The sequence below is a fragment of the Pseudomonas sp. HLS-6 genome (assembly GCF_002753995.1).
GTDB classification, from domain to species: domain Bacteria; phylum Pseudomonadota; class Gammaproteobacteria; order Pseudomonadales; family Pseudomonadaceae; genus Aquipseudomonas; species Aquipseudomonas defluvii.
The window spans coordinates 3,316,481-3,329,721 of sequence record NZ_CP024478.1 but is presented as its reverse complement, the minus strand read 5'-3'; the positions used below and the strand labels follow the sequence as shown (position 1 = coordinate 3,329,721).

The window sequence follows — 13,241 nt, the reverse complement described above, 5'->3', positions numbered from 1 at the left end:
CATGATGGCAAATTTGCGGCAGATGTGGGAGTTGTGTGGTGGAAAAGCATCTCCGGCAAGGCCGCCGCTCTTGAAGCGTTGGCCCTGCCGGGGATTGGCCGTCAAGCCAGCTCTTTGGACTCGCGCACCATGTCGACGTGCGGGATACCGGCTTCGAGGAACTCCTCGCTGACCACTTTGAAGCCCAAACGCTCGTAGAACGGCGTGGCGTGAACCTGGGCGCTGAGCATCTGCTGCTTCAGGTCGCGGTTCTGGGCTTCGACGATCACCGCTTGCATCAGGGCATCGCCGACCTTCAGCCCGCGCCAGTCCTTGAGGACCGACACCCGGCCAATATGGCCGCTGGGCAGCAGGCGTGCCGTACCGATGGCAAAATCACCTTCATAGGCCAGGAAATGCACCGCGCTGGTATCGTCAGTGTCCCATTCCAGCTCAGGCGGTACGGCCTGTTCGGCGATGAACACGGCTTCACGAATGCGACGGATGTCAGCGTTGTCTTTCTGCCAGTCGGCAACCCGTACCGTGATCTTATTCATTGGCAAACCCCAGGCTTCCTTGCTTGATCAGTTCGCAGAGCAGGGTAAGGCCATCTTCATGGCTTAGCCACTCGCCAAGGTTTTCAACATGCAATGCGTCGGCGGCACAGATCAGCTTGAGCATTTCGCGCAGGTCGCCCGGCAGCAGGCGACTCTGGCCGCTGGCGAACAGCAGCAGGTTGTCGTCGACTTCGGACCAGGCCAGACGGGCGCTTGGATTGCGGATCAGGATGGCGCCTTGTTCGAGGCTGTCGATCAGCTCTTCCTCGCTCAGCGGCTCGCCACTGACCAGCTCGGGATAGCGTGGCTCGGTCATGAACTGGCCGAACCAGGTCAGCAGCAGGCGCTCGTCGCCCATGTGCTCGGTCAGCAGGTTCTTCAGGCGGTCGAGGGCGTCGTGCTGGATCTGGTGCGGATCGCTGACCGGCTTGGCATCGGCGTCGCTGTAGCGGTCTTCATCAGGCAGGAACTGGCTGAGGAAGTCGGTGAAGTGGGTGAGCACTTCGGCAGCGCTTGGGGCGCGGAAGCCGACCGAGTAGGTCATGCAGTCGTCTTCGGCGATGCCGTAGTGAGCCAGGCGCGGCGGCAGGTAGAGCATGTCGCCGGGTTCCAGGGTCCACTCGTCGCTCTGCTCGAAGTCCGCCAGGATACGCAGGTCGCTGTGCTCGATCAGCGGGCTGTCGCTGTCGCAGACCTGGCCGATTTTCCAGTTGCGCTTGCCTTGGCCTTGCAGCAGGAACACGTCGTAGTTGTCGAAGTGTGGACCAACGCTGCCACCGGGGGCGGCGAAGCTGATCATCACGTCGTCGATACGCCAGCTTGGCAGGAAGCGGAAGTGCTCCAGCAGCTCGCCCACTTCAGGGACGAACTGGTCGACCGCTTGTACCAGCAGGGTCCAGTCACGCGCTGGCAGCTGGCTGAAGGCGTCTTCCTCGAATGGGCCGCGACGCATTTCCCATGGGCGTTCGCCATGTTCGAGGATCAGACGCGATTCGACTTCCTCTTCCAGGGCAAGGCCGGCCAGTTCGTCGGCGTCGATCGGGCTTTCAAAGTCCGGGAAGGCCTGGCGGACGAGCAGGGGTTTTTTCTGCCAGTAGTCGCGCATGAATTCGCGGGCTGTGAGGCCGCCCAGAAGCTGCAGTGGTGTATCAGGATTCATGTGTAACCTATTGAAAAAAAGTAATTTTCTTTCGGTAATAAAAACGCCCGGCTTGGCCGGGCGTTAACGCGCAAGGCAATAATCAGACGCGTTTGGCTTGAGCTGCAGCGTTACCGATGTAGGACGCTGGAGTCAGCTTCTTCAGTTCTTCGCGTGCTTCGGCAGGCATGTCCAGACCGTCGATGAAGGTCAGGAGTGCTTCCGGGCTGATGCCCTTGCCGCGAGTCAGCTCCTTGAGCTTCTCGTAAGGGTTTTCGATGTTGTAGCGACGCATCACGGTCTGGATTGGCTCGGCCAATACTTCCCAGCAGGCGTCCAGGTCGTCGGCGATGCGCTGGGTGTTGATTTCCAGCTTGCTGATGCCCTTCAGGCTGGCCTCGTAGGCGATCACGCTGTGGGCGAAACCAACGCCCAGGTTGCGCAGCACGGTGGAGTCGGTCAGGTCGCGCTGCCAGCGGGAGATCGGCAACTTGCTGGCCAGGTGCTGGAACAGTGCGTTGGCGATACCGAGGTTGCCTTCGGAGTTTTCGAAGTCGATCGGGTTGACCTTGTGCGGCATGGTCGAAGAACCGATTTCACCCGCGATGGTGCGCTGCTTGAAGTAGCCCAGCGAGATGTAGCCCCAGATATCGCGATCGAAGTCGATCAGGATGGTGTTGAAGCGGGCAATCGCGTCGAACAGTTCGGCAATGTAGTCGTGCGGTTCGATCTGGGTGGTGTACGGGTTGAACACCAGGCCCAGTTCGTCTTCGATGAAGGCGCGGGCATTGGCTTCCCAGTCGATTTGCGGGTAAGCCGACAGGTGGGCGTTGTAGTTGCCCACGGCGCCGTTGATCTTGCCCAGCAGCGGGACAGCGGCAACCTGTGCGATCTGGCGCTCGAGGCGGTAGACGACGTTGGCCAGCTCCTTGCCCAGGGTGGTCGGCGAAGCCGGTTGACCGTGGGTGCGCGACAGCATTGGTACGTCGGCGAAACGGTGGGCCAGTTCACGGATGGCGTTGGCTATCTGGCGCATCAGTGGCAGCAGCACGTCATCACGGCCGGCGCGCAGCATCAGGCCGTGGGACAGGTTGTTGATGTCCTCGCTGGTGCAGGCGAAGTGAATGAACTCACTGACCTTGGCCAGCTCTGGCAGCTTGGCTGCCTGCTCCTTGAGCAGGTATTCGATGGCTTTTACGTCGTGGTTGGTGGTGCGCTCGATCTCTTTCACGCGCTCGGCGTGCTCGAGGGCGAACTCATCGGCCAGGCCGTTGAGCAGGGCGTTGGCTTCGGCGGAGAAGGCCGGAACTTCGCTGATTTGCGGGTGAGCGGCCAGGCGCTGGAGCCAGCGAACTTCAACCAGGGCGCGGAAACGGATCAGGCCGTATTCGCTGAAAATAGGGCGCAGGGCCTGGGTTTTGCCGGCGTAGCGGCCGTCAACAGGGGAAACCGCAGTGAGCGAGGAGAGCTGCATGGGGTGTTCTCGGACAGTCGGGCAACGAAAAGGGCGCATATCATACATGAAAAATGCACCCGGGTCGGGGGTCTGACAAAAGGTAAAGCGCTTGGTGTCTGCAGGAGCCGGCGTTGCCAGCGATGGTGTGGTCGAGCCATCCGCTGTTTCGCGTTGCTTGAATCGCCAGCAAGGCTGGCTCCTGTGCGGTGTTTAGCCGCGCATCATCGGGTAGAGCTCTTTGAGCAGTTTGCGCCGGCTGAACACCAGTTGCCAGCGATGGCCGCCGAGCTGGCGCCAGAGGCGCGCCGCGCGGATGCCGGCGAGCAGCAGGGCGCGGATCTTCGAGGCGTTGTTGGGTTGTTGCAGGTGACGCATGTCACCGTGTACCTGAATGCGTTGGCGCAGGGTGCTCAGGGTGTCCTGATACAGGGCGCCACTGGAGGCTATGACGTTCTCGTGCGCGAGGCCGAAATGATCGGCCTGGGACTGGATTTGTGGCAGGCGGTTGCCGATGACTTCAAGCATATCGCCACGTTTGGCCAGTTGGCGCTCAAGGCCCAGCATCGACAGCGCGTAGCGCAGTGGTTCACGCTGCAGGCTGGCGGGGTCGCGCTCCAGGGCGCTGACCAGGGCGCGGTAGCCGTCTCGCAGGTTGAGGTCATCGCCGCCGAACACTTCCAGGGTGTCCTTGGGGTCGCGCACCAACAGGCTACCAAGCATGCAGCTCAGGTTGGCTTCGCTGACCTGGCCGGTACGGGCAATTCGATCGACCAGTACGGCAGCCTGAAAGACGCCGCCCAGTGCAACCAGCTGTTCTTGCGTGGTATTCATCAACGCTGGCTCCAAGGCTCGGCTACTTCGATCACGCCGCCGCCCAAGCAGATCTCACCATCATAGAAGACCACGGACTGGCCGGGCGTTACCGCCCGTTGAGGTTCTTCAAATACTGCCCGATAGCCGTCGTTGGTGCGTTCCAGGGTGCAGGCCTGGTCGCTCTGGCGGTAGCGCACTTTCGCGGTCAGGCGGCGCGGGCTGGACAGGTCGATCGGGTTGACCCAGAAGATCTCCGAGGCGAGCAGGGCGCGGGAGAACAGCCATGGGTGTTCGTTGCCCTGGCCAACTACCAGCACGTTGCGGGCGAGGTCTTTCTCCAGCACGTACCACGGCTCGTCGCCTGCGTCTTTCAGGCCGCCGATACCCAGCCCCTGGCGTTGCCCGATGGTGTGGTACATCAGGCCATGGTGGCGGCCGATGACGTCGCCTTCAGTGGTCTGGATTTCGCCAGGCTGGGCGGGCAGGTACTGCTTGAGGAAATCGCTGAAGCGACGTTCACCGATAAAGCAGATGCCGGTGGAGTCTTTTTTCTTTGCGGTGGCCAGGCCATGTTTTTCGGCGATGGCGCGTACTTCCGGTTTTTCCAGTTCGCCGACCGGGAACAGGGTGCGGGCAATCTGCTCGCCGCCGACGGCGTGGAGGAAGTAGCTCTGGTCCTTGTTCGGGTCCAGGCCTTTGAGCAGTTCGGTGCGGCCGTCAATGTCGCGGCGGCGCACGTAGTGGCCGGTGGCGATCAGGTCGGCACCGAGCATCAGGGCGTAGTCGAGGAACGCCTTGAACTTGATTTCGCGGTTGCAGAGGATGTCCGGGTTTGGCGTGCGTCCGGCCTTGTATTCCGCCAGGAAGTGCTCAAACACGTTGTCCCAGTATTCGGCGGCGAAGTTGGCGGTGTGCAGTTTGATGCCGATGCGGTCACACACGGCTTGTGCGTCGGCCAGGTCTTCGCGGGCGGTGCAGTACTCGGTACCGTCGTCCTCTTCCCAGTTCTTCATGAACAGGCCTTCGACCTGATAACCCTGCTCCATCAGCAGAAGGGCGGAAACGGAAGAGTCCACGCCGCCGGACATGCCGACGATCACGCGCGTCTTTTCGGGTTCTTTGAGAGCTGGAGTGGACATAGGAATCGCTGCGTATCCGGGTAAAAGGACAAGATTCTAACAGGCTGTGCGCGGCAAGGCGAAAGCCATGCTCAATCGCGGATCACCGCCAGGCTGTGCAGGGGGCCGGCGAGGAAGTCGTCAATGCAACGAGGTACCAGTTCGCTGCGCCAGCGCTCGGGGTCGGCGAGCAGTTCCTCACGGGTCAGCCACACGGCGCGGACAATGTCGCTGTCCAGTGCGCGGTCGGCATTATGCCGTAGCGGTTTGGCGGCAAAGCAGACGCGCTGGTAGGTCACGCCATTGCTGGGGGCGGTGTAGAGGTAGATGCCGACCACGCCGGTCAGTTCTACGTCCCAGGCGGTCTCCTCAAGCGTTTCGCGCAGGGCTGCCTCGGCCAGCGACTCGTTGGCCTCCAGGTGGCCTGCTGGCTGGTTGAATACGTGCTTGCCGGCTTTGAACTCTTCGACCAGCAGGAAACGGCCCTGGTCTTCGACAATGGTGGCGACGGTGATGTGGGGTTGCCAGGTCATGTGCAAGGTCCTGTGTTGTGCAGGTGGATCGCATGGCCGGTGTTCTCGGCGACGCGGGTGCCACGCCTCTGCAGAAAAGCAGAAACCCCGGTGCGTGGCCGGGGTTTCTGGTGTTACATCAAGCGAACCTTACAGGGCAGAAATCGCGCTGTTGAAGGTTTGGCTTGGGCGCATCACTTTGCTGGTCAGCTCGGCATCAGGGTAGTAGTAACCACCGATTTCGGCTGGCTTGCCCTGGACAGCGTTGAGCTCGGCGACGATGGTCGCTTCGTTCTCGGTCAGTGCCTTGGCCAGTGGGGCAAAGCGCGCTTGCAGTGCGGCGTCGTCGTTTTGTGCAGCCAGTGCCTGTGCCCAGAACAGGGTCAGGTAGAAGTGGCTGCCGCGGTTGTCGATGCCACCAACCTTGCGCGCTGGCGACTTGTTGTCGTCCAGGAACTTGCCGGTTGCCTGGTCCAGGGTGTTGGCCAAGACCTTGGCTTTCGGGTTGGCGTAGGCGTTGCTCAGGTGTTCCAGAGAAGCGGCCAGGGCCAGGAATTCACCCAGCGAGTCCCAGCGCAGGAAGTTCTCTTCGACCAGTTGCTGTACGTGCTTCGGTGCCGAACCGCCGGCGCCGGTTTCGAACAGGCCGCCGTTGTTCATCAGCGGAACGATCGACAGCATCTTGGCGCTGGTGCCCAGCTCCATGATCGGGAACAGGTCGGTCAGGTAGTCGCGCAGTACGTTGCCGGTCACCGAGATGGTGTCCTTGCCTGCACGGATACGCTCCAGGGATACCTTCATGGCCTCGACTGGCGACAGGACACGAATGTCCAGGCCGGTGGTGTCGTGGTCTTTCAGGTACTTCTGGACTTTCTCGATCATCACGCCGTCATGGGCGCGTTGTGGGTCGAGCCAGAAAATGGCTGGGGTGTTGCTGGCGCGAGCACGGTTGACGGCCAGTTTGACCCAATCCTGGATCGGGGCGTCTTTGGCTTGGCACATGCGGAAGATATCGCCAGCTTCGACGTCCTGCTGCAGTACCAGGTTGCCTTTGCTGTCTACAACGCGAACAACACCGTCGGCAGCGAGCTGGAAGGTCTTGTCGTGAGAGCCGTACTCTTCGGCTTTCTGTGCCATCAGGCCAACGTTCGGTACGCTGCCCATGGTCGTTGGGTCGAAGGCGCCGTGTTTCTTGCAGTCTTCGATAACGGCCTGGTAGATGGTGGCGTAGCAACGATCCGGGATGACGGCCTTGGTGTCTTGCAGTTGGCCTTCGGCGTTCCACATCTTGCCCGAGTCACGGATCATGGCCGGCATCGAAGCGTCGACGATCACGTCGCTTGGCACGTGCAGGTTGGTGATGCCCTTGTCGGAGTTGACCATGGCCAGCGCCGGGCGAACGGCATAGACGGCCTGGATGTCGGCTTCGATCTCGGCTTGCTTGTCAGCAGGCAGCGCCTTGATACGGGCGTACAGGTCGCCGATACCGTTGTTTAGGTTGAAGCCGATCTGCTCCAGTACGTCAGCGTGCTTGTTCAGCGCGTCCTGGTAGTACTCGGCAACGATCTGGCCGAACATGATCGGGTCGGAGACCTTCATCATGGTCGCCTTCAGGTGAACCGAAAGCAGTACGCCCTTGGCCTTGGCATCTTCGATTTCAGCGGCGATGAAGCTGCGCAGTGCCTTGCGGCTCATGACCGAGCAGTCGATGATTTCGCCGGCCTTGACCGAGGTTTTCTCTTTCAGAACGGTGGTGTTGCCGTTCTTGTCCAGCAGTTCGATGCGCAGGCTGTCATCGGCTTCGATCAGCGCGGCTTTTTCGCTGCCGTAGAAGTCGCCGTTGCTCATGTGGGCAACGTGGGACTTGGAGTCTGCAGCCCAGGCGCCCATTTTGTGCGGGTGCTTGCGGGCATAGTTCTTGACCGACAGCGGTGCGCGGCGGTCGGAGTTGCCTTCGCGCAGTACCGGGTTTACGGCGCTGCCCTTGATGCGGTCGTAGCGTGCACGGGTTTCTTTCTCGGCGTCAGTGGCCGGGGTTTCCGGGTAGTCCGGAATGTTGAAACCTTTGGCTTGCAGTTCCTTGATCGCGGCTTTCAGTTGTGGAACCGAGGCGCTGATGTTCGGCAACTTGATGATGTTGGCTTCTGGCGTGGTTGCCAGTTTGCCCAGTTCTGCCAGGTGGTCGGCCACTTGCTTGTCGGCGCCGAGCTGTTCAGGGAAGGCAGAAAGGATGCGGCCGGCGAGAGAGATGTCCCGGGTTTCTACCGCGATGTCGGCGGTAGCAGTGAAGGCTTCGACGATGGGCAGCAGTGAGTAGGTGGCGAGGGCGGGGGCTTCGTCGGTGAAGGTGTAGATGATCTTGGATCGGGTGGGCATATTCGGGTTAACTCTCTGTTTTGCTGAGCGTGCACAGAATCTCGAGGTGCGCAGGGTAATGCGCTTCGCCTGGACACATCCATAAGCAGAAGGTCGAGGGTTCTGGGCGTTGATGGTGATGCATCAGTCGAGTGTCAAACGGCTGGGCTGCGGTAACAGCTCAGTCTTGTCGGGGCGCGGGTCTCATTTCAGGCCGGTTACCCCCAGTGACCCTTTGGTCACCGGCGGAGTATACCAAACCCTTGGTCTTAATCACCAAGACGTAGTGGTCGGTTGGTCACTTATAGACGAAAGATGTAGAGATTTTGGCGCTTTGTGACGGATTGGTGTACGAGGTTTCCGTTATCCGTCAACTGGGTTAGGCTCTGGGTAATGCATGATGACGAACCACACCAAAAAAACGGAGTGCAGCATGGGATACCAGAAAATCAAGGTTCCGGCAGTCGGCGACAAAATCACCGTCAACGCAGACCATTCTCTCAATGTTCCAGACAACCCGATCATCCCGTTCATTGAAGGTGACGGCATTGGCGTCGACGTCAGCCCGGTCATGATCAAGGTTGTCGATGCTGCCGTAGAGAAAGCCTATGGTGGCAAGCGCAAGATCTCCTGGATGGAAGTCTATGCCGGCGAGAAAGCTACCCAGGTGTATGACCAGGATACCTGGCTGCCTCAGGAAACCCTGGATGCGGTCAGGGATTACGTCGTCTCCATCAAGGGCCCGCTGACCACTCCGGTCGGTGGTGGTATCCGTTCCCTGAACGTGGCCCTGCGTCAGCAACTGGACCTGTATGTCTGCCTGCGTCCGGTGGTGTGGTTCGAAGGTGTTCCAAGCCCGGTCAAGAAGCCCGGCGATGTCGATATGGTGATCTTCCGTGAGAACTCCGAAGACATTTATGCCGGTATCGAGTGGAAGGCGGGTTCGCCTGAGGCGAACAAGGTCATCAAGTTCCTGAAGGAAGAAATGGGCGTTACCAAGATCCGTTTCGATCAGGATTGCGGTATTGGTATCAAGCCGGTTTCCAAGCAAGGCACCCAGCGTCTGGTGCGCAAGGCCCTGCAGTACGTCGTGGACAACGACCGCGAGTCGCTGACCCTGGTGCACAAGGGCAATATCATGAAGTTCACCGAAGGTGCCTTCAAGGACTGGGGCTACGAAGTCGCCAAGAACGAGTTTGGCGCCGAGCTGCTCGACGGTGGCCCGTGGATGCAGTTCACAAACCCGAAAACCGGCCGCAAGGTCGTGGTCAAGGATGCCATTGCCGACGCCATGCTCCAGCAGATCCTGCTGCGTCCAGCCGAGTACGATGTCATCGCTACCCTTAACCTCAACGGTGACTACCTGTCCGACGCGCTGGCGGCCGAGGTGGGCGGTATCGGTATTGCGCCGGGCGCCAATCTGTCCGACACCGTGGCCATGTTCGAAGCTACCCACGGTACTGCGCCGAAATACGCCGGCAAGAACCAGGTCAACCCGGGTTCGGTGATCCTCTCCGCTGAAATGATGCTCCGTCACCTGGGCTGGACCGAGGCAGCTGACCTGATCATCAAGGGCACCAACGGTGCTATTGCTGCCAAGACGGTGACCTACGACTTCGAGCGCCTGATGGACGGCGCTACGCTGGTGTCGAGTTCCGGTTTCGGTGAGGCACTGATCAAGCACATGTAAGGGCGGTACAAAAAACCGGCCAGTCCTCGCGGATTGGCCGGTTTTTTATGGGCGATTCAAAAACAAGGTGTGTCAGGCGAGTGTGGTGGTCGAGGCGGGGGTGGGGGCTGCGGTTTCCGTCTTTGCGGCTGCCCTGATTTTCACGGCGTGCAAGCCCTTGGGACCCTGGATGATGTCGAAGGCAACGGTTTGTCCGGCTTTCAGCGTCTTGTAGCCGTCCATCTCAATGGCCGAGTAGTGGGCGAACAGGTCTTCGGTCTTGCCCTCCTCGTTGATGAAGCCATAGCCCTTGGCATTGTTGAACCACTTGACTTTACCGCTTGCCATCCTCATATCCCTCTGCAAAGGACTCCATCACTGGAGTATCATCCACTCAATCCGCTGATTAACCTGCGAACTCTGGTTGACTGCGCGGACCTTGTTGACCACGGTGGGTTCTTATTGGTTGTAACACCGTTTTGCTGATAGTCAAGGCAGTGCGACGGTCGTTCAGGCGTCGACCCGGCGGTCAACTCACAACCTTAACGTGTCGAAATGATGAAATTCTTTCCATGCATGCACATAGCCAGATTCGACTAACATTCAATCAGGATCACCCGCAATCGCATGAGGACGATGGGTCCGGGCTGGCGGTGCAGGAAGCCAAGCCAGCGCTGCAGGCACCGCCGATGTACAAGGTGGTTTTGTTCAATGATGACTACACCCCGATGGATTTTGTCGTCGAAGTGCTCGAAATGTTCTTTAACCTGAACCGCGAGTTGGCGACCAAGGTCATGCTGGCCGTCCATACAGAAGGACGGGCAGTGTGCGGATTGTTTACCCGTGACATCGCCGAAACCAAGGCCATGCAGGTCAACCAATACGCCAGGGAAAGCCAGCATCCGCTACTCTGTGAAATCGAGAAGGACGGTTAATCGCCGACCACTTGGGTATGAGGTGAAGCTATGTTAAACCGCGAGCTCGAAGTCACCCTCAATCTGGCCTTCAAGGAGGCCCGTTCGAAGCGTCATGAGTTCATGACCGTCGAGCACCTTCTGCTGGCACTATTGGATAATGAGGCAGCCGCCACCGTTCTGCGGGCCTGTGGTGCGAACCTCGATAAACTCAAACACGACCTGCAGGAGTTCATCGACTCCACCACGCCATTGATCCCGGTGCACGATGAGGATCGCGAAACCCAGCCAACCCTGGGCTTCCAGCGCGTGTTGCAGCGTGCAGTATTCCATGTACAGAGCTCGGGCAAGCGTGAAGTGACCGGTGCCAATGTGCTGGTGGCGATCTTTAGCGAGCAGGAAAGCCAGGCGGTGTTTCTGCTGAAGCAGCAAAGTGTGGCCCGTATCGACGTGGTCAACTACATCGCCCATGGCATCTCCAAGGTGCCAGGGCACGGCGAGCATTCCGAAAACGATCAGGACATGCAGGATGAGGAGGGGGGCGAAACCTCTTCCTCGAGCAACCCGCTGGACGCCTATGCCAGCAACCTCAACGAGCAGGCACGCCAGGGCCGTATCGACCCATTGGTAGGGCGTGAGGCCGAGGTTGAGCGCGTGGCGCAGATCCTTGCCCGTCGGCGCAAGAACAATCCGCTGCTGGTCGGTGAAGCGGGCGTGGGCAAGACGGCCATTGCCGAAGGCCTGGCCAAGCGTATCGTTGATGGCCAGGTGCCGGATCTGCTGTCGCATAGCGTGGTCTATTCGCTGGACCTGGGCGCGCTGTTGGCCGGTACCAAGTACCGTGGTGATTTCGAGAAGCGCTTCAAGGTGCTGCTCAATGAGCTGCGTAAACGGCCGCAGGCGATTCTGTTCATCGACGAGATCCACACCATTATCGGTGCCGGTGCGGCATCGGGCGGCGTGATGGATGCGTCCAATCTGCTCAAACCCTTGCTGTCCTCGGGTGATATCCGCTGCATTGGCTCGACCACGTTCCAGGAGTTTCGTGGCATCTTCGAGAAAGACCGTGCCTTGGCGCGGCGCTTCCAGAAGGTCGATGTCAGTGAGCCATCGGTGGAAGACACCGTTGGTATCCTGCGTGGGCTCAAGGGGCGTTTCGAATCGCATCACAACATCGAGTACAGCGATGAAGCCCTGCGTGCCGCTGCCGAGCTGGCAGCACGCTACATCAATGACCGGCATATGCCTGACAAGGCCATCGACGTCATTGACGAGGCGGGCGCCTATCAGCGCCTGCAGCCGGTAGAGTCGCGAGTCAAGCGTATCGATGTACCTCAGGTCGAGGATATTGTTGCCAAGATCGCGCGGATCCCACCAAAACACGTCACCAGCTCCGACAAGGAACTGCTGCGTAACCTGGAGCGTGACCTGAAGCTGACCGTGTTCGGTCAAGACGCTGCCATCGATTCGCTGGCTACCGCAATCAAGCTGTCGCGGGCTGGTCTGAAGTCGCCGGACAAGCCGGTCGGCTCGTTCCTCTTTGCCGGCCCTACAGGTGTCGGCAAGACCGAGGCGGCGCGACAACTGGCCAAGGCGCTGGGTGTCGAGCTGGTGCGCTTTGACATGTCCGAGTACATGGAGCGGCATACCGTGTCGCGCCTGATTGGTGCGCCACCCGGTTATGTCGGTTTCGATCAGGGTGGTTTGCTGACCGAGGCAATCACCAAGCAGCCGCACTGCGTGCTGCTGCTTGATGAAATCGAGAAGGCGCATCCGGAAGTCTTCAACCTGCTGCTGCAGGTGATGGACCATGGCACGCTGACCGACAACAACGGGCGCAAGGCGGACTTCCGCAACGTGATTGTCATCATGACCACCAACGCGGGTGCCGAGACGGCTGCGCGAGCCTCGATTGGCTTTACGCAGCAGGATCACTCCTCCGATGCGATGGAAGTCATCAAGAAGAGCTTCACGCCGGAGTTCCGTAACCGCCTGGACACCATCATTCAGTTTGGTCGTCTGAGCCACGAAACCATCAAGAGTGTGGTCGACAAGTTCCTCACCGAACTGCAGGCGCAACTCGAAGACAAGCGCGTGCTGTTGGAGGTTTCCGATGCGGCGCGTAGCTGGCTGGCAGCGGGTGGCTATGATGCGCAGATGGGTGCGCGGCCAATGGCGCGGCTGATTCAGGACAAGATCAAGCGGCCATTGGCTGAAGAGATCCTGTTTGGTGAGCTGGCCGAGCATGGTGGCGTAGTGCACGTCGACATGCGTGATGGCGAGTTGGTGTTCGAGTTCGAGACAACGGCTGAAATGGCCTGATAGCCGTCATCGGCAGCCCGGCTCCTGCGGGAGTCGGCCTTGCCGGCGATGGTGCGTGTGGGTTCTCCATGGTTTCATTGAGACAAACGAAAACGCCCGGCTCATGCCGGGCGTTTTCGTCGATGACGCTTAACGGGCGCGGTAGGTGATGCGCCCTTTGCTCAGGTCATAAGGCGTCAGTTCGACGCGGACCTTGTCACCAGTCAGAATTCGAATGTAGTTCTTGCGCATTTTTCCGGAGATATGCGCGGTAACGACGTGCCCGTTTTCCAACTCCACGCGGAACATGGTGTTGGGCAGGGTGTCGACGACAGTGCCTTCCATTTCGAAGCTGTCTTCTTTCGACATGCAGTAAAGCCCTCGGTATCCAGTTAATGGCCCGGTGCGGCTGCGCCAGGCAAAAAAAGT

The 13,241-nt window shown here is 59.8% G+C and carries 12 protein-coding genes; 3 read left to right on the top strand and 9 right to left on the bottom strand.

Annotation, left to right across the window (positions count from 1 at the left end):
• Positions 1-101: 101 nt before the first annotated feature.
• From CS390_RS15540 to CS390_RS15510, 7 genes are all read right to left on the bottom strand, one after another.
• The gene (locus CS390_RS15540; protein WP_065758543.1) at positions 102-536 is read right to left on the bottom strand and encodes a GNAT family N-acetyltransferase; all 435 of its coding nucleotides are present in this window, start codon (positions 534-536) and stop codon (positions 102-104) included.
• Complete coding sequence (locus CS390_RS15535; RefSeq protein ID WP_065758544.1) at positions 529-1,695, bottom strand: cupin domain-containing protein; 1,167 nt, start codon at positions 1,693-1,695, stop codon at positions 529-531. The genes CS390_RS15540 and CS390_RS15535 overlap by 8 nt, the downstream gene beginning before the upstream one ends.
• A gap of 82 nt (positions 1,696-1,777) precedes the next feature.
• On the bottom strand, positions 1,778-3,148 hold the full coding sequence (purB, locus tag CS390_RS15530; RefSeq protein WP_065758545.1) for an adenylosuccinate lyase: 1,371 nt from the start codon (positions 3,146-3,148) through the stop codon (positions 1,778-1,780).
• A 192-nt stretch (positions 3,149-3,340) separates the two neighbouring features.
• Positions 3,341-3,961, bottom strand: coding sequence for a high frequency lysogenization protein HflD (gene hflD, locus CS390_RS15525; RefSeq protein ID WP_065758546.1), 621 nt, complete (start codon positions 3,959-3,961; stop codon positions 3,341-3,343).
• Entirely contained in the window at positions 3,961-5,082 is a 1,122-nt protein-coding gene (mnmA, locus tag CS390_RS15520) for a tRNA 2-thiouridine(34) synthase MnmA (RefSeq protein ID WP_065758547.1), read from the bottom strand. Before mnmA ends, hflD begins: the two co-directional genes overlap by 1 nt.
• Before the next feature lie 71 nt (positions 5,083-5,153).
• Positions 5,154-5,594, bottom strand: coding sequence for an NUDIX hydrolase (locus CS390_RS15515; RefSeq protein WP_065758548.1), 441 nt, complete (start codon positions 5,592-5,594; stop codon positions 5,154-5,156).
• 129 nt (positions 5,595-5,723) lie between these two features.
• The gene (locus tag CS390_RS15510) at positions 5,724-7,949 is read right to left on the bottom strand and encodes an NADP-dependent isocitrate dehydrogenase (RefSeq protein WP_065758549.1); all 2,226 of its coding nucleotides are present in this window, start codon (positions 7,947-7,949) and stop codon (positions 5,724-5,726) included.
• Positions 7,950-8,361: 412 nt separating this feature from the next.
• On the opposite strand from CS390_RS15510, the gene icd reads away from it, so the two are divergent.
• Positions 8,362-9,618, top strand: a complete 1,257-nt coding sequence (gene icd, locus CS390_RS15505) for an NADP-dependent isocitrate dehydrogenase (protein ID WP_065758550.1) — start codon at positions 8,362-8,364, stop codon at positions 9,616-9,618.
• Positions 9,619-9,690: 72 nt separating this feature from the next.
• Here the strand turns inward: icd and cspD are convergent, their stop codons facing one another.
• Positions 9,691-9,945 carry a cold shock domain-containing protein CspD gene (gene cspD / locus CS390_RS15500; protein WP_065758551.1) on the bottom strand — a complete coding sequence of 85 codons (255 nt, stop codon included), beginning with the start codon at positions 9,943-9,945 and terminating at the stop codon, positions 9,691-9,693.
• Between the two features lie 224 nt (positions 9,946-10,169).
• On the opposite strand from cspD, the gene clpS reads away from it, so the two are divergent.
• Together clpS and clpA are read left to right on the top strand one after the other, a co-directional pair.
• On the top strand, positions 10,170-10,532 hold the full coding sequence (clpS, locus tag CS390_RS15495) for an ATP-dependent Clp protease adapter ClpS (RefSeq protein ID WP_065758552.1): 363 nt from the start codon (positions 10,170-10,172) through the stop codon (positions 10,530-10,532).
• Positions 10,533-10,562: 30 nt separating this feature from the next.
• The gene (gene clpA, locus CS390_RS15490; protein WP_099775290.1) at positions 10,563-12,833 is read left to right on the top strand and encodes an ATP-dependent Clp protease ATP-binding subunit ClpA; all 2,271 of its coding nucleotides are present in this window, start codon (positions 10,563-10,565) and stop codon (positions 12,831-12,833) included.
• A 129-nt stretch (positions 12,834-12,962) separates the two neighbouring features.
• Here clpA and infA read toward each other — a convergent pair whose 3' ends face one another.
• On the bottom strand, positions 12,963-13,181 hold the full coding sequence (gene infA / locus CS390_RS15485; protein ID WP_002553999.1) for a translation initiation factor IF-1: 219 nt from the start codon (positions 13,179-13,181) through the stop codon (positions 12,963-12,965).
• Between the last annotated feature and the right edge of the window lie 60 nt (positions 13,182-13,241).